The sequence below is a fragment of the Winogradskyella luteola genome (assembly GCF_019203985.1).
Taxonomy (GTDB): domain Bacteria; phylum Bacteroidota; class Bacteroidia; order Flavobacteriales; family Flavobacteriaceae; genus Winogradskyella; species Winogradskyella luteola.
Window position 1 is genome coordinate 107,655 of record NZ_JAGSPD010000002.1, and the last position, 22,865, is coordinate 130,519.

The window sequence follows — 22,865 nt, forward strand, 5'->3', positions numbered from 1 at the left end:
TTAAGATATTGGACGACGTAAAACTACTTGTTTCAGCAATAAAAAAAGGAGACCTTAAACCTATTTATTTTTTAATGGGAGAGGAGGCGTATTATATTGATAAGATTTCCGATTTTATTGAAGATAATGTTTTGGATGAAGCTGAGAAAGGATTTAACCAAATGGTACTTTATGGTAGAGATGTATCTATCGATGATATTGTAAGCAATGCCAAACGCTATCCTATGATGGCAGAACGGCAAGTGGTTATTGTTAAGGAAGCGCAGGATTTAAGTAGAACTATTGAGAAATTAACTCCATATGCTGAAAACCCCCAACCAACGACAGTTTTAGTTATAAACTATAAGTATAAAAAGCTAGATAAACGAAAAGCTTTATATAAAGCCATCAGCAAAAATGGGGGAGTCGTTTTTGATAGTAAAAAGCTTTATGATAATCAAATGCCAGACTGGATTAGACACGTATTGAAAGGGCAGGGCTATGATATTTCTCCCAAAGCTGCACAGATGTTGGTTGAATTTTTGGGAACAGACTTAAGTAAGGTAAACAACGAACTCAATAAGTTAAAAATTGTACTTCCAAAAGGTACACAGATAACTCCAGAACATATTGAAGAGAATATTGGTATAAGTAAAGATTACAATAATTTTGAATTGCGAAAAGCTGTAGGTGAACGCAATGTCGTAAAGGCGCATAAAATTGCGAAATACTTTGCGGATAACCCAAAGGACAACCCAATGGTAGTGACCGTATCGTTGTTGTTTAGCTTCTTTTCACAGTTATTGCATTTGCATGGTATGCACGATAAGAATCCACGCAACGTGGCGTCGGCATTACGAGTGAATCCTTACTTTGTAAATGAGTACTTAACTGCTGCTCGAAACTATCCGATGAAAAAAGTCAGTTCTGTTATTGCCCTGCTACGTGAATTTGATGTTAAGAGCAAAGGTGTAGGGTCTAATGCTGTACCGCAAGGCGACTTATTGAAAGAGCTGTTGGTTCGCATATTAGGATAGTACAGATTCTGAAACGAGTTTAGAACGACAAAACAGAGAACATCACTATCTTTTTTAATCATTAATAACCTTAGAAGAAGCCATTTGACTAAAATTAGCTAAATCTTTAAACATCTAATTAATTATTTGATAATCAACCGCTTGATAGTATAATAATCAGTTGTATTACTTTCAATTTTCACCAAATAGATATTAGGAGCCAAATTAGAAATATCAATCTCTTTTTTTGAAGATATCATAACCAATTCGCCTAGGGTTGAATAAATTTTTGTTTCAAAACCGTTACGATTTATAGTGATTAAACCTTTTGCAGGATTCGGATAAAAGGAAACATCTTTTATGTCAACATCTGATATGCTTAAGGTAGAGGTGTTAAAACTATATAAACCTGAAGCATTACCCGAAATTTCCTCTGCAGATACATAGTATTCTGTAGCATTAATAGGAATAATACCTTCAATTTGCGGTGAGTAATTTGTCGGAACAGCAATAGAAGTTTTTACAACAGATCCATTTGAAAATAAACCTGAACTATATCCACTTAATTGAATTAAAAATGCGCCATTGGAATCATAGCCTGTTAGAAAAATGCTGCCATCTAGCGGATTATATGTCGCTCCAGAAACTAAGCCTTGCGCAGTAATGGTGTCGACTAGAGAAATGCTATGTGTACCAGGTGTTTTTGGTAACTCATAAATATTAGTGTTACCATCAAGCCAATTTTTTGAGAACACATATAATGTATTGTTATAGTGGATTAAACCTTCTGCATCAAAATTTGTAGCTAATGGACTTGTAGTAAAATCGGTTTGATTACTATAACTAAAATTTATAATTTCTGCTGTAATAGAATTACTTGCAAAATAATCTGCAATAGTAATACGATAAACTTTTAAGTTAGTTCGGTCACCTTGGTAGTTTCCAAAATCACCGATATAGATGTAAGTGTCATCATGCGTTAAATCTTCCCAATCAGTATTTGAAGCATTTGTAATAGTTACTGTTCTGGTTACGGCACCAGTCTCCGTATCTACATCAAACAACTGATTAGTAGACGCTGTATCATTATGTGTTATGAGTGTGTTATTTATATAGAGTAACCCAGAAGTTTCACTTAGAGCAGTATCCAAGCCTGTTTCTAATATAAACTGCTGCGCTATGCTTACTGAAAAGAGCATTGAAAAAATGGCACTTAATAAAATAGATTTCATAATTGGGATACAGGATTCTGCATAAATGTATCAATCTATTCATCTAGTAACTAAAAAACTATGTGAGCCACGTTTTTTGGGGATGAAATGTAAAAGATGAGTTTATCGAATGCTCTAAAAGTCTAATTTACGATGATAGTGCAACAGTTCTGCATTGTCATTTGGTAGCGAACCAATTCCCTTTAAACTAAAGCCTAAACGCTCAAGTAATTGTCTTGAAGATGTGTTTTCTTCTAAGGTATAAGCGCTTAATTCAGTTAGTCCGTAATCATCTTTTGCAGTAACCATAAGCTGATGCGAAGCTTCAGAAGCATAACCTTTGCCTTCATACTGTGGTAAAAATGCGAAGCCAATATCAGGATCTTCTCTGTCTTCTCTATGATATAAGCCACACGTGCCAAGCTTTGTGTCATCCTCTTTTCTTATGATGACATTGTTTGTGTAACCGTATTTTTCCAATTGTGGAAATACTTTTCCCTGAATATAAATCTCAGCTTCTTTAACGGTTTTTACATTTCTATCTCCAATAAACTGAATCCACTTTGGTGTATTCATTAGTTGTAGAATAAAAGCGGCATCTTCAGTTTTAACAGGCCTTAAAATTAATCTTTGGGTTTCAAAAATTGAATTTTTTTTCATTTCTTTTTCAATAGAAATTTTTTCAATTCCTCATATGAATCAATAGAAATTGCCACTTTCTTTTTATCCATAACTGCTTTAATTTGTGAAGGAAGTGGTACACTTTTTTCGATCACATTTTCAACCACGTCCAAAAATTTGGTTGGATGCGCAGTTTCTAAAAACACTACATGTGCATTGTTTTGATTTAAATAAGCTTTGGCACCCAAATAACCTACAGCACCATGCGGATCTGCAATGTAATTGTAGTCTTTGTAAAGCTCTAAAAGTGCAGCTTTTGTATCGCTATCGGTATAACTGTAAGACGACAAGTTTTCTTTTAAAGCTTCAAAATTATTGTTGTGCAATTCTTGGATTCTTATAAAATTACTAGGGTTGCCAACATCCATAGCATTGCTAATGGTCTGTACTGATGGTTTTGGTTTATAAGACTGGGTTTCCATGTAATTAACAACCGTATTGTTTGCATTGTTTGCTGCAATAAAATGTTTTACAGGCAAGCCCATTTTTTGAGCGACCATACCAGCACAAATATTGCCAAAATTTCCGCTAGGCACCGAAAATACAATGTCCTTATATTTCGGTTTTAGCTGTTTGTAAGCAAACATATAATAGAAGAGTTGTGGTAACCAACGCGCAATGTTTATAGAGTTGGCAGAAGTCAGTTGCATTTTGCTGGTCAATTCCTCATCCATAAAAGCACGTTTCACCATGTCTTGGCAATCATCAAAAACACCATCGACCTCTAAAGCTGTTATATTCTGCTCTAAGGTTGTGAGTTGTTTTTCTTGGATATTACTCACTTTTCCACTTGGATAAAGAATAACTACATTTACACCTTTGACTCCTAAAAAGCCATTGGCAACTGCACCGCCTGTATCCCCGGAAGTAGCAACCAAAATGGTCACCTCATTAGGATTTTTTTTGTTGAAATACCCTAAACATCGTGCCATAAATCGAGCTCCTACATCTTTGAATGCCATAGTCGGCCCATGAAATAGCTCTAATGTTGAAATATTTTTGTTGATTTCAACTATGGGGAAATCAAAATTCAAGGTGTCTTCTACAATGGTTTTTAATATGGCTTCAGGAATTTCAGGTACTATAAATTGTTTTATGGCTTCAAAAGCAATTTCAGTATTGGGCTTATCTTCAATAGTTTCAAAAAATGAAGATGGTAATGGAGTAATCTTTTCAGGAAAATATAAACCTTTATCCGGTGCGAGACCTCTTACAACGGCATCCTCAAAGGTTGCTTTAGGTGCTTTTTTATTTAGTGAGTAGTATTTCATTTATGATGTGTGGTAGATATCAGTTATGTTAATATTTTTATGCCCTCTGTGTTAATTTCGGAAACATAAGTCTCAAATGCAACACCAGTTTCTGAATACACGTTACGCAGAGCTTGCTCAACAGTTTTAGCAACCACTTCTCCTTTACTCAATACAAAAATGGAAGGACCAGAACCCGAGATGGCACAGCCCAAAGCACCAGCTTCCATTGCATGTGATTTTATGTTATCAAAATGAGGGATCAGTTGTTTTCTATGGGGTTCAATGACTACATCGTTTAAGGAATCCTTAATTAAATCGTAATTAGAGGTGTGTAAACCGTGTACCAAACTACCAACATTTGCCCATTGTGTTATGGCATTTTTAAGAGGAATGTCTTTTGGTAGAATAGCCCTAGATTCTGATGTTTTTATTTCTATCTGCGGATGAATTAAAGTGACATATAATCCTGATGGAGTGGGGAGTTCTATAATTTGTAAAGGATGTGTTGACTTTACCAATGTAAAACCTCCAAAAATTGCAGGAGCCAAATTATCAGCATGCTCTGATTGGCTTGCCAGAGCTTCTCCCTTCATGGCATAATTGGTCAATTGTGTTTTATTTAGTGGGTTGCCTAGTAAACTATTCATGCCAAAAACAGAACCTGCAGCACTTGCTGAGCTACTACCAATACCACTTCCTGGTTTTATTTTCTTGTAAATTTCAATTTCAAAACCACAATCGGGTTTCAAATCGTTATACATAGCCAAGGCTGAAACTCCTGCTACATTTTTTTCAACTTCAAAAGGTAAGTCATAGCCTTCAATTTTAACAATTTTGATGCCTTTTTTATCTGTTTGCCTTATAATCATTTCATCTCCAATAGTAGCGAGACAAAAACCAAGCACATCAAAACCACAAGCGACATTTGCTACGGTTGCAGGTGAAAATATTTTAATTTCTTTCATGTTAACTTACTTCGGTTATCTTTTGTAAGACAGCATAATGCAAATTCTAATTATTGGCAATTCGTATAATATCCGCAAATAAACCAGAAGCCGTTACATCTGCACCAGCGCCAGCGCCTTTAACAATTAATGGTTGTCTTGGGTAGCGTTGCGTATAGAACATCACGATATTGTCCTTACCTTCCAAATTAAAAAATGGATGACCCTCAGGGATTTCTTGTAGCCCAACTTTTGCTTTACCATTATCGTATTCCGCAACATATTTTAGTTGACAATTCTTAGCCTCTGCAGAAGCATACAGCTTTTGAAAATGGGCTTCATCTTGCTGTAATGTTTCATAAAAATCATCAACGGAAGTGCTTGCAAGATTGGCTTTGGTTAAAAATGGTTCTACTTCAATATCTTCAATTTCCATAGCAGCTCCATTTTCCCTTGCTAAAATAAGTACCTTTCTGGCAACATCAATTCCACTAAGGTCAATTCTGGGATCTGGCTCTGTATAACCTTCAAATTGGGCACGTTTAACTGTATCATGAAAATTATTCTTATCGCTAAAATTATTGAAAACGAAGTTTAAGCTACCGGATAATACGGCTTGTATGTTAGTAACCTTATCTCCAGAACTCACCAAATTATTTAAGGTATTTATAATTGGCAAAGCTGCTCCAACATTAGTTTCGTAAAGAAAAGGCGTATTGTATTTTTTTGATAAGTCATGAAGGTTTTTATACGTTTCATAATCTTTTGAGCATGCAATTTTACTGCAAGCTACAACAGCTATACTATGCTTTAAATAATCTGAATAGATGTTAGCAACTTGTTCACTGGCGGTTACATCAACAAAAATACTATTTCTAAGATTCATTTCTACGGCCTTTTTGTAAAACCCATTAATACTTGACTTTTCAGCAAAATCAAATTCTGAAACCCAATCTTCTAAATTAATTCCATCATCTTTAAAGACCATTTTTCGAGAGTTGGACATGCCAACAATGCGTAGACTAATCTGTAGGTTTTTTTTCAGGAATGATTGCTGTTGTTGAATTTGATCAATGAGGCGCTCTCCAACATTACCTACACCTGTGATGAATAAGTTGATTTGTTTGGTTTTGACCTCAAAGAAGCGCTCATGCAAAGCATTAAGCGATTTTTTGACGTCGTTTTTATGAATTACAGCAGAAATATTACGCTCTGAAGCTCCTTGTGCAATGGCTCTAATATTTACATTGTTTTTTCCCAAAGTACTGAAGGTTTTACCACTTATACCTTGGTGGCTTTTCATATTATCTCCTACTACTGCGATAATAGATAAATCAGTTTCTACGATTATTGGGTCTATTTTTTTAAGCGCGATTTCGTACTCAAAAGTAGTATCGATAGCAGTTTTGGCCTGTAGAGCATTATGCTCTGAAATTCCGAAGCAAATAGAATGCTCGGACGAGGATTGTGTGATTAAAATAATATTGATTTTCTCTTGCGCCAAGGTCTCGAACAACCGTTTGCTAAAACCTGGAATACCAACCATTCCGTTGCCTTGTAAGGTCAGTAATGCAACATGGTCTATGTTACTAATTCCCTTAACAGGTGATTGTCCATTGGGTTTATGCTCTTTAGAAACCGTAGTTCCAACCGCATCTGGTTGTAGAGTGTTTTTTATCACAATAGGAATTTGTTTCCTTAAAACGGGCATTACAGTTGGCGGGTACAGTACTTTAGCACCAAAATGGGAAAGTTCCACGGCTTCTTGATAGGTAAGGTTTGTGATTGGCTTAGCGTGTTTTACCAATTTTGGATTAGCCGTAAACATACCACTAACATCTGTCCATATTTGTAGCTCTTCTGCAGATGTGGCTGCAGCTATAATTGCAGATGTATAATCTGAACCACCACGCCCCAAAGTTGTAAGCTCTCCTGTTAACGATTTAGAGACAAAACCAGGGAGTACAACAATTTTATTAGCATTTGAAGTAAAGAATGTATTAATGTTGGCATTGGTTATCTCAAAATTTACTGCGGCATTATTGAAATTTAAATCCGTTGTAATGAGTTCTTGTGAATTTTTTAAAACGACATCGAGGTTTCGAGATGCTAGTGTCTTCTGAATTATGGTTGAGGATAACATCTCCCCATAACTTAATAGTTTATCTTTTGTTTTTGGCGAAAGTTCGTTTATTAAATAGATTCCGTCTAAAAGCTTTTTTAGCCCATCTAACTTCTTTGAAACTATTTTTTGTAATTCGTCATGCTTTTTTTGCGAGCTTTTATCGGTTTTAAAATCTTCAAAGAGTTTTTCAATAACTTTTTTATGCGTAGAAGCAATAGCATTATAATGAGTCAGGTAGGCTTCATCTTTTGAACAAGCTAAATTACCAGCATCCAACAAATTGTCTGTAATGCCACCAACAGCAGATACGACAACTGCCAGCTTAGAGTCTTGCGACTGTTGTTCTAAAATGGATATGACTTTGTTTATATTTTTGGCTGAACCTACTGAAGTTCCACCGAACTTGAGAACTTTCATATACTATAAATTTAAATGGACAATGGTCTTTTATGGACTGATAATATTACGGAAAACTATAATGAAACAACCCAAAGGGTCGTTATAAAAAAACATGTAGAAGTAAAGATTGAATGGGTTTTAATCACAGTATTTTCTGCTATGTTTATTTTTTGTTCATTACATTTCAAATGTATTATTTTTACGAGAATAAAAAAATTAATTGCGAAATAAATGATGAAGCTAATTTTCGCTGTAAATAGTTAGGTAATTTTATGAAAGTTTTTTCTAAAGTACAGATATATGAAGGAGATAAATTGACCACTGAACGCCAGAATATAGCATCTACTGATTTAATGGAACGTGCAGGAACTCAAATTTTCAATTGGATCCATGCACGAATGCAAGGTGCGCAAGTACCTATCCATGTATTCTGTGGTATTGGTAATAATGGAGGCGATGGTTTGGTGTTGGCAAGACATTTAATTACACATGGTTATAATGTTGTAACCTACATTATTAACTGTAGTGATAAGCGTTCTAAGGATTTTTTAATTAATTACGATCGCATAAAAAATGTAACTAAAGATTGGCCTAAAGTGTTAAGTTGCAGTGGTGATTTTTCTGAAATTACGATTGCAGAAAAAGATATTATCGTTGATGCAGTCTTTGGAATTGGATTGAATCGTCCTCCAAATGATTGGGTTAAAGAGTTATTTGAAAGATGGCGGTTGTCAAAAGCATTTACTTTGGCCATAGATATCCCATCAGGATTATACACGGATAGAGCGGTAGAGGATGAAAATGCTGTAGCATATGCTGGTTACACTTTGAGTTTTCAGTCTCCAAAATTGGTATTCTTTTTACCAGAAACAGCAAAATATACCATACAATGGGAGGTTTTAGATATTGGAATTGATAGAGATTATTTAATGCAGACCGAAACTGAAGTAGAGCTTATATCAAAGTTTGAAGTTTTACCGTTGTATAAGACCCGAGAAAAATTTTCGCATAAAGGAGATTTTGGACATGTTATGATACTCGGCGGAAGTTATGGGAAAATTGGTGCTGTGAATTTAGCGAGTAGGGCAGCCTTAAGTTCTGGAGCAGGCCTGGTTACAGCTTATGTACCAAAATGCGGTTACCACAGTCTTCAGACCTCTTTGCCTGAAGCGATGGTCATTACTGATAATGAGACTGATTTTATTAACACAATAAATTTTGATATTGAACCAACTATCATTGGAGTTGGAGTAGGCCTTGGCACGGCTAATCAAACCATAAAAGCATTAGAAATCTTTTTGAAAAAGAACAAAGTTCCTTTAGTGATTGATGCTGATGGTCTAAATATTCTATCAAAAAAGAAGACCTTACTAAGGCTTCTGCCAGAACACACTATTTTAACTCCACATCCAAAAGAATTAGAGCGATTAATAGGGAAGTGGTCTGATGATTTTGACAAGTTGGAAAAAACAAAAGCATTTTCAAAAAAGCATAGTGTTATAGTTTTGATTAAAGGTGCAAATTCAATTACAGTTTTTGGGGATAAATTATATATTAATACAACAGGCAATCCTGGTATGGCAACTGCAGGAAGTGGTGATGTTTTAACAGGTATTATTTCTGGTCTAATAGCACAAGGTTATGAACCGTTAGCTGCTACAATTTTTGGTGCATATCTGCATGGAAGATCTGCGGATATTTCTTTAGAGGATTATGGTTATCAAAGCTTAATAGCCAGTCATATTATTGAAACTATTGGGGAAGCCTATATCGATTTGTTTAAACAACCAGAGCAAGATCAACCTAAAAACAGTGAAGATGAAGGTCAATAAAAAAGTCTTCAAAAATGAAGACTTTAATACTCTTGTGATTTGTATTGGCATTTTAGATTTTAGATATCCAAACTATTAAATAGTTTTACCAATTTAGGACTTGATGGGCTTGGTGCGTTTGGACTAACTATATTGCCGTCAGGGTCTAGCAGGATAAATCTAGGAATTCCATCGATTTTAAAGTCTAAAATAAAATCTGATCTAATGCTTTTGTCTGCGATTAATTGTATTCCTCCTAATTCCTTTTCAGCAACCATTTTTTTCCAACCCTCATAAGCTTTAGCTTTATCTCCATCATAACCTCTTCCGCCATCTACTGAAATACTGACAAATTGAATATTTTTATCTTCAAATTCTTTTTCGAGCTTTTTTAAGGATGGTATTTCTTTAATACACGGTGGGCACCAAGTAGCCCAAATATCTATGTAAAGGTATTTACCTTTTAGATCATCTAGCGATGTGGTACCACCGGCAAAATTCTCATAATTGATAAATTTAGGTGCTGCACTGCCTTTGGGGAAATCTTTAAGTATTTCTAATCTTGGAGCCACTAAAAATTTAAACTGTTCTTCTATCATTATTCTACTATTGTTCATTATATGTAAATGAGTAGAATCCACATAAGCATATTCATTGGTCAGTGCCAAATAATCTGACCTGTAATTTTCAATTGCCTTATCAATATCTTCTTTTGTACCGTATTCAGCCAGCTCTTTATTTAAATATTTATTTACAAGACGTATGGACTGCATATTCATATTATTAATATCCGAGCCATCTCCTTTAAAGGTTGTAGTCTCCAAAAAATTGTCATAATCAAATGTAAGAGAAGAATCAAAGTTATTTTTGAGATATATCTGTCCAAATTCATTACCGTGCTTAAACGTATAATCTCCTTCTTTAATTTTTAGAGTATCTTTAAAAGTACCATCTTCTTTTATTCTAATAATCTTTTTATATGCGTTTTCGTTAAAGATCATGAGCGTATCACTCTCGTGTGCATTTTCTATTTTTCCAGAAACTGTAGCATAATCCCTTGACTGTTCTTTTTTGCATGCAGATAGAATAAGTATAAAACTAAATATTAATAATCTTTTCATCATAATTTTTTTTCGAGGATAAAAGTAAACATTCTTTAATAAATTCAATAAAAAAAGCCTCCACATAAAGAGAAGACTTTTTAGGCTTTACTAGAAGCATATTAAATTTTTAGTTCTTTGAACATTTCAATAAGCTTAGGGTCTGAAGGTCTTGGCGCATCTGCATCGACAATATTACCATCTGGATCAATTAATATAAATCGTGGAATGCCCTCGATAGCATAGTCTTGAACAAATTGGGAGTTCCAATCTTTATCTGCGATTAATTGTATTCCTCCCAACTCTTTTTCCTCAACCATTTCTACCCATTCTTTATGTTTTTCAGCTTTATCGATAGAGGTGCTTACAAAAGCAATATTCTTATCATGAAATAGTATTTCTACTTCTTTAAGTGATGGGATTTCCCTAATACAAGGACCACACCATGTCGCCCAAACATCTATATAAACGTATTTCCCTCTTAAATCTTCTAAGGAGGTTGTGCCCCCTTTATGGTTTTCATACTTAACAAATTTTGGCGATAGCATTCCTTTAGCTAATTTCATTACTTTATCATACTTAGCTTTGAGCTTCTCTTTGTACTTTTCGTCTGATGACATATTCATTAATCCATTGTAATAGGCTTCATTGTACATATTGTTTGGACTTATATTGTAGATTAAGCTATTTGCAAGATCCTTTTTAAGATCAGGAAAGGCTTTGGTATTTAATGTTCTAAAAATCTCAGACGGATTATCACTATTACTAATTTTATTTGAATAATAGCTTTGTGTTAATCTTTTGTAGCTATTCAGTTTATCATAGTCTTCTTCGTTGTTATAATCAACGGTTTCAATTAAGTTCATAAAATTATCAGAAGGCATAAAATCTTCTTTTTTGGAAAAATAAGAATGGTATGATTGATAATTCTGGAGGTTAGATAAATAATCGTATTCAATATTTTTTTCTTCAAGAGCTCTAAAATCTTTCGTTACATCTTTAGCTTCTTTGAGTAATTTCATTTTAGATGCTTTTCTCTCATCCAATTTGGAGATAAATTCATTTTCCTCCAAGGCAAATATTTTGGCAACATCAAAATTGGCTTTTTCCTCAACTAAATATTTTCTGGCAAGGTAGTTACTGTTTCCTGCTCCATTTCCAGAGTAAGTAAGGCTTTCATCAAATTCTTCAAAATTCAATGTTACATTAATATTATCGCCAGGAGAAAGGTATATCGATGAGCTTTCCTTGTCGTGACTTAGCCTATAGTAACCCGATTCAATTGTGAGTGTGTCAGCAAAAGTTCCGTCTTTCCTTAAAGCCATTTCTTTTACCTTTTCTCTGCCATCATAGACAGTAATTACTTTGTCTGCTGGATTTTCAACTTTACCAGAAAAAAGAGCATAATCAATTTTTGGCTCTTCTTTACAGGTATACATTGTTACTGCTATGCATATAATTAATAAACGTTTCATAACTTAATGTTTTGGTCTCTTTCAAAAATAAACATTGAAAATCTTAAATTCAAAGAAGGGTGAATTATTAACAATATGTTGTGAAACCAAAAAATATTCTCACTTTTGAAGTATTATAATTGTTTTTATGAATAACTATCATATCATTTCTTCTGATGCCTTAGATATTGTTACGATATACAATATTTTTAATGACAAAAAAAAGTTAAAACTCTCTGATGCCTCGATTGAAAAAATAAAAGCTTGCAAAACGTATTTGGACCATAAGCTTGCCAAAAATGAAAAGCCTATTTATGGTATAAATACAGGGTTTGGGTCACTTTGCAATACTAAAATTTCTAATAAGGATTTAACTAAACTTCAAGAAAACTTAGTAATGTCCCATGCTTGTGGCACTGGTGACCGCGTACCAGAATCTGTAGTAAAAGTGATGCTGCTTTTAAAGATTCAGTCACTGAGTTACGGACATAGTGGAGTACAATTAGATACTGTAAACCGGTTGATCGATTTTTTTAATAATGACATCTTCCCTTTTGTATATACTCAAGGTTCTTTAGGAGCTTCAGGTGACTTGGCTCCTTTGGCACATTTGGCTTTACCGCTATTGGGAAAAGGATGTGTTGTGCATGATGGGAAAAATTACGAAGCGTCAGAGCTCTTGGACAAGTTTGATTGGCAACCTATAAAACTTGAAGCCAAAGAAGGTTTAGCTTTGCTGAATGGTACACAATTTATGAGTGCTTACGGTGTTTATTTGCTGCTAATGTCTCATAAAACTTCGTACATGGCAGATATTATAGCATCTATTTCCTTGGATGCTTTTGATGGTCGTTTAGATCCTTTTCATGATTTGGTACATGAAGTAAGGCCTCATCCTGGACAAAGAAAAGTCGCAAAGCGTTTTAATGAACTCTTAAAAGGAAGTGAACTTATAGAAAGGCAGAAAGAGCATGTGCAAGATCCCTATTCTTTCCGTTGTATACCACAAGTGCACGGAGCCACCAAGGATACCTTAGATTTTGTGGAAAAAGTGATTTTAACTGAGATTAATGCTGTTACTGATAACCCCAATATTTTTTATGAAGAGGATTTGATTATCTCTGGTGGAAATTTTCATGGTCAACCTTTGGCCTTAGCGTTGGATTATCTAAAAATTGCCATGGCAGAAATTGGTAACATTTCTGAACGGCGTACATTTCAATTGGTTTCAGGATTGCGTGGATTGCCAGCATTTTTGGTCGACAATCCTGGGTTGAATTCTGGTTTTATGATTCCTCAATATACAGCTGCAAGTATTGTAAGTGCAAATAAACAATTGGCGACTCCAGCAAGTATCGATAGTATTGTTTCTAGCAATGGCCAAGAAGATCATGTGAGTATGGGAGCTAATGCCGCAACACAAGCCTATAGATTAATTAAAAATGTAGAACGTGTCATTGCCATAGAATTGATGAATGCTTCACAAGCTTTAGAATTTAGAAGACCATTAAAAACATCACCTTTATTGGAATCGTTTTTAGAACATTACAGAAAAGTGGTTCCATTTATAAAAGAAGACCAAGTGCTACATGATGATATTGAAGCTTCGATCCAGTTTTTAAATGATGTAGATATAGAGGTCGAAGAATTATTTTTAAATAACTATGGAGTAGAGAAGCACTAACAAATTAAAGCGCATCATTTTTTGTAAGTACATCTGCCCACTTAAAAGCATGCTTTAAATTAGTGAATATTTCAAAAGGTTTTGTAAAAAATCTTTGTTCTATCTGTGCATTGATCTTGGCTTGGTAATTATTGGAGACTACAGCAAAGCCTTTTAAATTTTTAATTTTAACGATTTTGTAATAGATTTTTGGATCTACGGAATAAGAATTTATTCTATGTGTTATATATACAAATGGTTTATTTGGATAGTATGTATCTGCTACTTCAACCAAAACATCATTGTACTTTGGTTTTATATTTATGCCTTCTTTTATTACAACAACGAGATAATTATCATAAATCGTAATATCACAAAAGTCGAAAGTTAGGGTTTCTTTCATGATGTAATTCTTATGAATCGTTAAGATAAAAAAAACTCTTTCATATGGAAAGAGTTTTTAATTATAATTATTTAAATAACTTAAGATTCTGTTGTCTTACTCGAACTTTTAATTTTAATCTTAAGCTCATCACTTTTAGTGTCCAAATCTATAGTAATGGTATCTCCTTCCTGAATTTTAGCATTAATTATCTCTTCGGCAAGTGCATCTTCAACATATTTTTGAATAGCCCTATTGAGTGGTCTTGCACCATATTGCCTGTCGAATCCTTTTTCAGCTATATAGTCTTTAGCCTTGTCAGTCAGTTTTAAGTTATAACCTAAATCTTTAATTCTACTGATAAGCTTAACTAATTCAATATCAATGATTTTATTAATATCTTCTTTTTCTAGAGTATTGAAAACAATGACATCATCTATCCTGTTTAAAAACTCAGGCGCGAAGGCTTTTTTAAGTGCATTTTCAATGACTGCTTTCGCATAGTCTGTTTCTTGGGCTTCTTTTGCGGATGTACCAAAGCCAACACCAGTACCAAAATCTTTCAATTTACGAGCACCAATATTAGAGGTCATAATAATTATGGTATTTCTAAAATCTATTTTACGACCTAAACTATCTGTTAAATAACCATCATCCAACACTTGTAATAACATGTTAAAGACATCTGGGTGAGCCTTTTCAATTTCATCTAAAAGTACAACAGCATAGGGCTTGCGTCTAATCTTTTCGGTTAATTGCCCACCTTCTTCATAACCAACATAGCCAGGAGGTGCACCAATAAGTCTAGATACGGCAAATTTTTCCATGTATTCGCTCATATCAATTCGTACTAACGCTTCATTGCTATCAAACAATTCGCTTGCCAATACCTTTGCTAATTGCGTTTTACCAACACCAGTTTGTCCTAGGAAAATAAATGACCCAATTGGCTTGTTAGGATCTTTTAGTCCAGCTCTATTTCTCTGAATGGCTTTAACAACTTTCGCAACAGCATTATCCTGACCGATAACTTTTCCTTTTATTAGTTCTGGCAACTTTGCTAATTTGTTAAGCTCTGTTTGTGCAATTTTATTTACTGGAATGCCAGTCATCATTGAAACCACATCAGCTACATTGTCTTCAGTAACAATTTCGCGATGCTGTTTTGTTTCCTCTTCCCATTTCTCTTGAGCAGAAGCCAACTCTTTTTCTAATCGTTTTTCATCATCACGTAGCTTTGCTGCTTCCTCATATTTCTGCTTTTTAACGACACTATTCTTGGTTTCTTTAACTTTTTCAAGTTGTTGCTCCAATTCAAGTATCTGTTTTGGGACATCAATGTTAGTAATATGAACACGAGATCCAGCTTCATCCAAAGCATCAATAGCTTTGTCTGGTAAGAAACGTTCTGTCATATAACGATTTGTTAATTTGACACAAGCCTTAATAGCTTCATCAGTATAATCTACATTATGATGTTCTTCGTATTTAGACTTAATATTATTAAGTATTTCTATTGTCTCTTCAACCGTAGTAGGCTCTACTATTACTTTTTGAAAACGACGCTCTAAAGCACCATCTTTTTCAATGTACTGTCTGTATTCATCTAAAGTTGTAGCGCCAATACATTGTATTTCACCTCTTGCAAGTGCAGGTTTAAACATGTTTGAGGCATCCAAGCTTCCAGTTGCGCCACCAGCACCAACAATAGTATGAATCTCGTCAATAAAAAGAATGATATCGTCATTCTTTTCTAACTCATTCATAACAGCTTTCATACGTTCTTCAAACTGTCCTCTATATTTTGTGCCGGCAACTAAGCTTGCCAAATCAAGAGTAACAACACGTTTATTGAATAGGGTACGAGATACTTTACGTTTTACAATTCTTAGTGCAAGACCTTCTGCAATGGCAGATTTACCTACACCAGGTTCTCCAATTAGAAGCGGGTTATTTTTCTTTCTTCTACTTAAAATTTGGGATACACGTTGTATTTCTTTTTCTCGACCCACTACAGGATCTAATTTACCTTCTTCGGCAAGTACGGTTAGGTCTCTACCGAAGTTGTCTAAAACAGGTGTCTTAGACTTTTTATTCGTTTTACTAGACTGGCCGCTTCCAAACGGATTTTGCTTAGCGTCATCTTCTTGATCATTAATATCGTCATCAGAGAATGATTCTGCTTTTAGTTCGTCTAGGTAATCATCGTCGCTAGTAATCATAGATTTAAATTCTTCTTTTACGTTATCATAATCCACTTTAAGTTTGTTCAATAGCTTAGTCGTTGGATCATTTTCATTTCTTAAAATGCACAATAACAAATGTGCGGTATTTATTGAGGTGCTTTGAAACAGTTTAGCTTCCAAAAACGTTGTTTTTAAAGCACGTTCTGCTTGCCTGGTTAAATGCAAGTTTTTCTTTTCGTTGGATGTTGTGGTAATATTAGGATTGGCAGGACTCAGAATCTCTACTTTTCGTCTTAAGTGATTGAGATCTACATCCAATGAACTTAATATATCTATTGCCTTTCCGTTTCCATCACGTAAAAGGCCCAACATTAAATGTTCGGTACCAATAAAATCATGACCCAAACGCAAGGCTTCTTCTTTGCTATACGCTATAACATCTTTAACTCTTGGGGAAAAATTATCGTCCATAGTAAACTCCTTTCTGCATTAAAAATAGTAAAAACATATTATCTATATGTCAAAAACTATACCTTAATTATTATAGATAAACGAATAGACTAAAAAACCTTTTTAAATCAAAGTAAAATTTAGGATACTTATTAACGAAAAAGATATTAAAAATTGTTAATAAAAACTCCTAAAATAGGCTTTCAAAGTCTCAATAAACACTACTAAATTGGTTATATTAGCACGTTTTGAAAACCTACAAAAACTAATTTATTTTATATATGGCAGAAGGAGAAAAACTCATTCCAATTAACATTGAAGATGAAATGAAATCGGCTTACATTGACTACTCAATGTCAGTCATTGTGTCACGTGCGTTACCAGATGTAAGAGATGGTTTAAAGCCAGTGCATAGACGTGTACTTTATGGTATGCATGAGCTGGGTGTTAGAGCAAATACAGCACACAAAAAGTCAGCAAGAATTGTTGGTGAAGTTTTGGGTAAGTATCATCCACATGGTGATACATCTGTTTATGACACTATGGTACGTATGGCTCAAGAATGGAGCTTACGTTACATGTTAATTGATGGCCAAGGTAACTTTGGTTCTGTAGATGGCGATAGCCCCGCAGCAATGCGATATACAGAAGCACGTATGCGAAAGATTTCTGAAGACATGTTAGCAGATATAGACAAAGAGACTGTAGATCATAAGCTTAATTTTGATGACACTCTAGAAGAACCAACTGTTTTGCCGACGCGTATTCCTGGCCTGTTGGTCAATGGAGCTTCTGGTATTGCGGTCGGAATGGCAACAAATATGCCTCCGCACAATCTTACTGAAGTTGTAAATGGTACAATCGCATATATCGACAATAATGATATTGAGATTGATGAATTAATGCAGCATATAAAGGCTCCAGATTTTCCAACAGGAGGTACCATATATGGATACGATGGTGTTAAAGAAGCTTTCCACACAGGTCGCGGACGTATAGTAATGCGTGGCAAGGCCAATATAGAAGAAGTTAACGGGCGTGAGTGCATTATTGTAAATGAGATTCCTTACCAAGTGAATAAAGCAGACATGATCAAAAAGACTGCAGACTTGGTTAATGATAAAAAGCTTGAAGGAATTTCTACCATTAGAGATGAGTCGGATAGAAATGGAATGCGTATCGTCTATGTATTGAAGCGTGATGCTATTCCAAATATTGTTCTTAATAAATTATATAAATACACAGCGTTACAATCGTCTTTTAGTGTCAATAATATTGCATTAGTCAATGGGCGACCACAACTTCTTAATTTAAAAGAGCTCATCCATTATTTTGTAGAGCATAGACACGATGTAGTTGTAAGACGTACCAAGTACGAACTACGTAAAGCTGAAGAACGTGCTCATATCCTAGAAGGTTTAATCATTGCCTCTGATAATATAGATGAAGTAATTGCACTAATTAGAGCGTCTGCAAATGCAGAAGAAGCAAAAGCAAAGTTAATTGAACGTTTTGAATTATCTGAGCTACAAGCTAAGGCTATTGTTGAGATGCGTCTACGTCAATTAACAGGACTAGAGCAAGATAAATTACGTGCTGAGTATGAAGAGTTGATGAAAACCATAGAAGACCTTAAGGATATTCTAGAAAAGAAGGATCGTCGTATGGATATCATTAAATCAGAACTAGAAGTAGTCAGAGATAAATATGGAGATGAGCGTCGTTCGGTTATAGAATATGCAGGAGGTGACCTAAGTATTGAAGATATGATACCAGATGAAAAAGTAGTGATTACTATTTCTCATGCAGGTTACATTAAGCGTACATCACTTACCGAATATAAAACTCAGAATAGAGGTGGAGTAGGCCAAAAAGCATCTACTACACGTAACGAGGATTTCTTAGAACATTTATTTGTGGGCACTAACCACCAATATATGCTATTCTTTACGCAAAAAGGAAAATGTTTCTGGATGCGCGTTTACGAAATTCCAGAAGGCTCTAAAACTTCAAAAGGTAGAGCAATTCAAAATCTTATAAATATTGAGCAAGACGATAAGGTAATGGCCTTTATCTGTACTCAAGATCTTAAAGATGAAGATTACATCAATAGTCATTATGTTATCATGGCGACTAAGAAGGGGCAAGTAAAGAAAACATCTTTAGAACAATATTCTAGACCTCGAACTAATGGTATCAATGCAATTACAATTAAAGAAGATGATACATTATTAGAAGCCAAGCTTACCACTGGGGAAAGTCAAGTGATGTTAGCATTAAAATCTGGTAAGGCTATTCGTTTTGAAGAAGCTAAAACTAGACCAATGGGCAGAAACGCATCTGGTGTAAGAGGTATTAGGCTTCAAGATGAAAAAACTGACGAAGTAATTGGTATGATTGCTGTAGATGATATGGACAGTAATATCCTTGTAGTTTCAGAAAATGGCTACGGAAAGCGCTCTAGCTTAGAAGATTACAGAATTACCAATAGAGGAGGAAAAGGAGTAAAAACTATTTCTATTACAGAAAAAACAGGTAACTTAGTATCCATTAAGAACGTAACCGATGATGATGATCTTATGATTATTAATAAATCTGGAATTGCCATACGTATGGAGGTTGCAGATTTACGCGTTATGGGTAGAGCCACACAAGGCGTAAAACTTATTAACTTGAAAGGTAATGATTCTATAGCAGCTGTGGCTAAAGTTATGAAAGACGATGAAGATGAAACCGAAGATATTGACATAGAGACAACTGATAGTCAAGAGCCTAACGAAGATGGCACGGCTATTGATAATAATGAAACCGAAAACTAAAAATTAACAATAAAATTATTTATTACAAAATGAAAAAATTGATAACATTAGTGTTTGTTTTTGCTGTGGCAACAGTATCTTTTGCTCAAAAAAGCGAAGTTAAAGCTATCGAAAAAGCACTTAAGAATAATAATTTCTCTGATGCCAAATCTGCCGTAGCTGCGGCAGAAGCATTAATGAGCAATATGGACGATAAGACCAAAGCAAAATTTTACTTTTTAAAAGCACAAGCATTATATGCAAACGGTGCTGGTAACAATGCTGAAATTAATACAGCTATAGCTACAATAGATGAGTTAAAGGATTTGGAATCTTCTATAGGTAAACTTAAGTATACAGAGCAAGTCAATGCCATGAAAGACAGATTATTAAAAGATTTTTTGGACAAAGCAAACAAGGATATAGAGAGAAAAGATTTCAAATCAGCAGTAAATCGTTTTGAAACTATGTATAAAGTGTCGCCTAAAGATACACTATACTTATATTATGCTGCGTCTTATTCTGTAAACGATAATGATTATGAAACTGCATTAAAAAATTACAATAAACTAAAAAATTTAGGTTTCACAGGCATTAAAATGAACTATATAGCCACTAATTTAGAAAGTGGGGAAGAAGAAGTATTTGGCGATAAAGCCAATAGAGATTTTGCAGTTAAAACACTAAAAACGCATGCTGATCCAAAAGATCAAAAGAGCACTTCTAAAAAGGCAGAGATAGTTAAAAATATTGCTCTTATTTATGTATCAGAAGGAGAAGATGAAAAAGCTTTAGCAGCTATGTCTGATGCCAGAGAGGAAAATCCAGATGACTTAGGACTTTTATTATCTGAGGCTAATGTATATTTAAAAATGGGTAATAAAGAAAAATTTAAAACACTTATGGAAGAAGCTGTTGAAAAAGACCCAAATAACCCAGAACTGTTATTCAATTTAGGTGTTATTTCTTCTGAAGCTGGAAACACTGAAGAAGCTAAAAAATACTACGAAAAAGCACTTGTCCTAAACCCAAATTACATTGAAGTATATAACAATTTGGCTATTGTCGCTTTAGCAGAAGAATCCGCAATTATTGAAGAGATGAATAGCTTGGGTAATTCTTCAGCAGACAATAAGCGTTATGATGAGTTAAAGGAAAAGCGTATTCAATTATATAAAAATGCAATTCCTTATTTAGAAAAATCATTAAGTTTAGTGGAAAAAGTGGACACAATAACGAGCTTAATAAATATTTATAGTGTTATTGGAGATACCGAAAAAGTGAAGAGCTTAAAGGCTAAAAAAGAACAACTAGAAGCTTCATCTGGTGGTAACTAATAATCCCTAATCATGTATAAATCAAAAAGCGACTTTTAAAAAAAGTCGCTTTTTTTTATATGATTTTTTTTATGACTCTAAGCCTATGTGTATGTACATTTTTATCTGTATTATAGATACCGCTATGATCTAATCGATCTATACGTACTTTACCATGCGCATGAATGATATAGTTATCTTCCATTATAATGCCAACATGAATGATATTGCCTTCGGCATTATCGAAAAATGCCAAATCACCAGGTTCACTTTCTTCAATAAAACTTAAAGGCATACCTTGTGTAGCCTGCTCAGAAGCATCCCTTAAAAGCTTATATCCATTAAGTTTGTATACCATTTGTGTAAAACCAGAACAGTCGATGCCAAATGGTGTTTTTCCTCCCCAAAGATATGGTGCATTGAGATATAGAAATGATGTTTTTACAATTTCAGATTTAAGATGCTTCGATGTTATACAATTACCATCAAACTTATGGTTCATTAATTGTAGCGCGTTTAAATCTGATCCTATAGGAATTGGGTATAAATTGTCAGCATCATCCGAAACATATTCAATCAAATCCTTGGACAAGTTAACGTTAGATTTTAAAAGATTTGTATAATCAGCTTCTTCAATTTCTTTGTACTGCTTATTATCTATCCAACCTTCATACTTATCATAAGCAAAACGAATACGGCTCCACTTTTTACGCTGCTCCAAAACCTTAAACTGATCTCCATACAAAGCTTGCGTTACCATTTCACTGGTATCGTTAGCTTCTAATCTTATCGGTACAATTCCTAGATTACAAATGCCGTATTGCATAAATAAGTTTTAAGCGCGCTCTAATACCATAGCTGAAGCACCACCACCGCCATTACAGATAGCTGCGGCTCCAATTTTAGCATCATTTTGATGAAGTACATTAATTAATGTCACTAAGATTCTGGCACCAGAACATCCAAGCGGATGCCCCAAGGATACAGCTCCGCCATTAACGTTAACATTGCTATCATTTAATCCTAATAGTTTCATATTGGCTAAACCAACAACAGAAAATGCCTCATTAAACTCAAAGTAATCAACATCATTTAAATCTATATTAGCTTTAGCTAGAGCCTTTGGTAAAGCTTTAGCTGGTGCAGTAGTAAACCATTTCGGCTCTTGTGCAGCATCGGCATAACTCTTTACAGTCGCAATAGGGGATAGGCCTAATTCATTTGCTTTCTCTCGACTCATCAATACCATTGCCGCAGCTCCATCATTTATTGTCGAAGCATTTGCCGCAGTTACAGTACCTTCTTTAGTGAATGCAGGACGCAAAGCAGGGATTTTTTCCATTTTCACATTAGTATATTCCTCGTCTCTATCCACAACAATTGCATCGCCACGACGTTGAGGAACTTCAACAGGAATAACTTCATCATTAAACTTGCCAGCATCCCAAGCTGCTTTTGAACGTTCGTAAGATTGAATTGCAAAGTTATCTTGATCTTCTCTGCTAAATTCATATTCAGCAGCACAGGCATCTGCACAGACACCCATGGCATTTTTATCGTAAGCATCTACCAAACCATCTTTTTGCATACCATCTTCAAGCGTAGCTGGGCCAAATTTTGTAGCACTACGAGCATGATAATAATGAGGTATAGCGCTCATGTTTTCCATGCCACCTGCAACAACTATTTCAGCATCACCCAACTGAATGGCTTGTGCGGCTTGCATAATAGCTTTCATACCAGACGCACAAACTTTATTTATCGTAGTACAAGGAACCGTATCTGGTATACCGGCATATATCGCAGCTTGTCTCGCTGGTGCTTGTCCTGTACCAGCTTGTACAACATTCCCCATTAAGACTTCTTGAACTAATTCTGGTTTTAGATTAATTTTATCTAAAGCGCCTTTAATAGCCGCTGCGCCTAATCTTGGTGCAGGCACGCTAGATAAACTCCCTAAAAAACTTCCTATCGGTGTTCTAACTGCAGATACGATTACAACGTCCTTGTTCATTCTTTTTGTGTTTAAATTAATTGCTGCGAAATTAATCATTTTTTAAGATATTTTAGAATGAATTAATGAATATAGCCACGTAA

The 22,865-nt window shown here is 34.6% G+C and carries 16 protein-coding genes; 5 read left to right on the top strand and 11 right to left on the bottom strand.

The genetic code is table 11. The features are described from left to right. Positions 1–8: 8 nt before the first annotated feature. Complete coding sequence (gene holA, locus KCG49_RS02640) at positions 9–1,016, top strand: DNA polymerase III subunit delta (RefSeq protein ID WP_218544636.1); 1,008 nt, start codon at positions 9–11, stop codon at positions 1,014–1,016. 122 nt (positions 1,017–1,138) lie between these two features. Here the strand turns inward: holA and KCG49_RS02645 are convergent, their stop codons facing one another. The 5 genes from KCG49_RS02645 to thrA all read right to left on the bottom strand — a co-directional run bounded on the left by KCG49_RS02645 (position 1,139) and on the right by thrA (position 7,626). Next, positions 1,139–2,227 carry a T9SS type A sorting domain-containing protein gene (locus KCG49_RS02645; protein WP_218544637.1) on the bottom strand — a complete coding sequence of 363 codons (1,089 nt, stop codon included), beginning with the start codon at positions 2,225–2,227 and terminating at the stop codon, positions 1,139–1,141. Between the two features lie 114 nt (positions 2,228–2,341). Then, entirely contained in the window at positions 2,342–2,866 is a 525-nt protein-coding gene (locus KCG49_RS02650; RefSeq protein ID WP_218544638.1) for a GNAT family N-acetyltransferase, read from the bottom strand. Beyond that, the gene (thrC, locus tag KCG49_RS02655; RefSeq protein ID WP_218544639.1) at positions 2,863–4,158 is read right to left on the bottom strand and encodes a threonine synthase; all 1,296 of its coding nucleotides are present in this window, start codon (positions 4,156–4,158) and stop codon (positions 2,863–2,865) included. The genes KCG49_RS02650 and thrC overlap by 4 nt, the downstream gene beginning before the upstream one ends. 23 nt (positions 4,159–4,181) lie before the next feature. After that, positions 4,182–5,105 (bottom strand): homoserine kinase, encoded by a 924-nt coding sequence (locus KCG49_RS02660; protein WP_218544640.1) that lies wholly within the window; start codon positions 5,103–5,105, stop codon positions 4,182–4,184. 46 nt (positions 5,106–5,151) lie between these two features. Then, positions 5,152–7,626, bottom strand: coding sequence for a bifunctional aspartate kinase/homoserine dehydrogenase I (thrA, locus tag KCG49_RS02665; protein ID WP_218544641.1), 2,475 nt, complete (start codon positions 7,624–7,626; stop codon positions 5,152–5,154). 254 nt (positions 7,627–7,880) lie between these two features. On the opposite strand from thrA, the gene KCG49_RS02670 reads away from it, so the two are divergent. Beyond that, positions 7,881–9,440, top strand: coding sequence for an NAD(P)H-hydrate dehydratase (locus tag KCG49_RS02670; protein WP_218544642.1), 1,560 nt, complete (start codon positions 7,881–7,883; stop codon positions 9,438–9,440). Positions 9,441–9,499: 59 nt separating this feature from the next. Here the strand turns inward: KCG49_RS02670 and KCG49_RS02675 are convergent, their stop codons facing one another. Together KCG49_RS02675 and KCG49_RS02680 are read right to left on the bottom strand one after the other, a co-directional pair. Beyond that, a complete protein-coding gene (locus KCG49_RS02675; protein ID WP_218544643.1) occupies positions 9,500–10,540 on the bottom strand; it encodes a TlpA family protein disulfide reductase in 1,041 nt (346 codons plus the stop codon). 101 nt (positions 10,541–10,641) lie between these two features. Further along, on the bottom strand, positions 10,642–11,994 hold the full coding sequence (locus KCG49_RS02680) for a TlpA family protein disulfide reductase (protein ID WP_218544644.1): 1,353 nt from the start codon (positions 11,992–11,994) through the stop codon (positions 10,642–10,644). Between the two features lie 127 nt (positions 11,995–12,121). On the opposite strand from KCG49_RS02680, the gene hutH reads away from it, so the two are divergent. Further along, positions 12,122–13,657 carry a histidine ammonia-lyase gene (gene hutH / locus KCG49_RS02685; protein ID WP_218544645.1) on the top strand — a complete coding sequence of 512 codons (1,536 nt, stop codon included), beginning with the start codon at positions 12,122–12,124 and terminating at the stop codon, positions 13,655–13,657. 4 nt (positions 13,658–13,661) lie between these two features. On the opposite strand, the gene KCG49_RS02690 is transcribed toward hutH, so the two are convergent. Continuing rightward, the gene (locus KCG49_RS02690) at positions 13,662–14,039 is read right to left on the bottom strand and encodes a hypothetical protein (RefSeq protein WP_218544646.1); all 378 of its coding nucleotides are present in this window, start codon (positions 14,037–14,039) and stop codon (positions 13,662–13,664) included. A gap of 80 nt (positions 14,040–14,119) precedes the next feature. Beyond that, positions 14,120–16,675 carry an ATP-dependent Clp protease ATP-binding subunit gene (locus tag KCG49_RS02695; RefSeq protein WP_218544647.1) on the bottom strand — a complete coding sequence of 852 codons (2,556 nt, stop codon included), beginning with the start codon at positions 16,673–16,675 and terminating at the stop codon, positions 14,120–14,122. Positions 16,676–16,935: 260 nt separating this feature from the next. Here KCG49_RS02695 and gyrA point away from each other — a divergent pair, with 260 nt between their 5' ends. Together gyrA and KCG49_RS02705 are read left to right on the top strand one after the other, a co-directional pair. After that, entirely contained in the window at positions 16,936–19,473 is a 2,538-nt protein-coding gene (gene gyrA, locus KCG49_RS02700) for a DNA gyrase subunit A (protein WP_218544648.1), read from the top strand. Positions 19,474–19,502: 29 nt separating this feature from the next. Beyond that, the gene (locus tag KCG49_RS02705) at positions 19,503–20,789 is read left to right on the top strand and encodes a tetratricopeptide repeat protein (protein WP_218544649.1); all 1,287 of its coding nucleotides are present in this window, start codon (positions 19,503–19,505) and stop codon (positions 20,787–20,789) included. Positions 20,790–20,844: 55 nt separating this feature from the next. On the opposite strand, the gene KCG49_RS02710 is transcribed toward KCG49_RS02705, so the two are convergent. Together KCG49_RS02710 and KCG49_RS02715 are read right to left on the bottom strand one after the other, a co-directional pair. Further along, entirely contained in the window at positions 20,845–21,594 is a 750-nt protein-coding gene (locus tag KCG49_RS02710; RefSeq protein WP_218544650.1) for a C40 family peptidase, read from the bottom strand. Between the two features lie 9 nt (positions 21,595–21,603). Next, complete coding sequence (locus tag KCG49_RS02715; RefSeq protein ID WP_218544651.1) at positions 21,604–22,782, bottom strand: acetyl-CoA C-acyltransferase; 1,179 nt, start codon at positions 22,780–22,782, stop codon at positions 21,604–21,606. Positions 22,783–22,865: the final 83 nt, after the last annotated feature.

What these genes read in the sequence shown, in the direction of transcription:
- KCG49_RS02645 (WP_218544637.1), bottom strand. Translation starts at nt 2,227, where the DNA reads ATGAAATCTATTTTATTAAGTGCCATTTTTTCAATGCTCTTTTCAGTA.
- KCG49_RS02650 (WP_218544638.1), bottom strand. Translation starts at nt 2,866, where the DNA reads ATGAAAAAAAATTCAATTTTTGAAACCCAAAGATTAATTTTAAGGCCT.
- thrC (WP_218544639.1), bottom strand. Translation starts at nt 4,158, where the DNA reads ATGAAATACTACTCACTAAATAAAAAAGCACCTAAAGCAACCTTTGAG.
- KCG49_RS02660 (WP_218544640.1), bottom strand. Translation starts at nt 5,105, where the DNA reads ATGAAAGAAATTAAAATATTTTCACCTGCAACCGTAGCAAATGTCGCT.
- thrA (WP_218544641.1), bottom strand. Translation starts at nt 7,626, where the DNA reads ATGAAAGTTCTCAAGTTCGGTGGAACTTCAGTAGGTTCAGCCAAAAAT.
- KCG49_RS02670 (WP_218544642.1), top strand. Translation starts at nt 7,881, where the DNA reads ATGAAAGTTTTTTCTAAAGTACAGATATATGAAGGAGATAAATTGACC.
- KCG49_RS02675 (WP_218544643.1), bottom strand. Translation starts at nt 10,540, where the DNA reads ATGAAAAGATTATTAATATTTAGTTTTATACTTATTCTATCTGCATGC.
- KCG49_RS02680 (WP_218544644.1), bottom strand. Translation starts at nt 11,994, where the DNA reads ATGAAACGTTTATTAATTATATGCATAGCAGTAACAATGTATACCTGT.
- hutH (WP_218544645.1), top strand. Translation starts at nt 12,122, where the DNA reads ATGAATAACTATCATATCATTTCTTCTGATGCCTTAGATATTGTTACG.
- KCG49_RS02690 (WP_218544646.1), bottom strand. Translation starts at nt 14,039, where the DNA reads ATGAAAGAAACCCTAACTTTCGACTTTTGTGATATTACGATTTATGAT.
- KCG49_RS02695 (WP_218544647.1), bottom strand. Translation starts at nt 16,675, where the DNA reads ATGGACGATAATTTTTCCCCAAGAGTTAAAGATGTTATAGCGTATAGC.
- gyrA (WP_218544648.1), top strand. Translation starts at nt 16,936, where the DNA reads ATGGCAGAAGGAGAAAAACTCATTCCAATTAACATTGAAGATGAAATG.
- KCG49_RS02705 (WP_218544649.1), top strand. Translation starts at nt 19,503, where the DNA reads ATGAAAAAATTGATAACATTAGTGTTTGTTTTTGCTGTGGCAACAGTA.
- KCG49_RS02710 (WP_218544650.1), bottom strand. Translation starts at nt 21,594, where the DNA reads ATGCAATACGGCATTTGTAATCTAGGAATTGTACCGATAAGATTAGAA.
- KCG49_RS02715 (WP_218544651.1), bottom strand. Translation starts at nt 22,782, where the DNA reads ATGAACAAGGACGTTGTAATCGTATCTGCAGTTAGAACACCGATAGGA.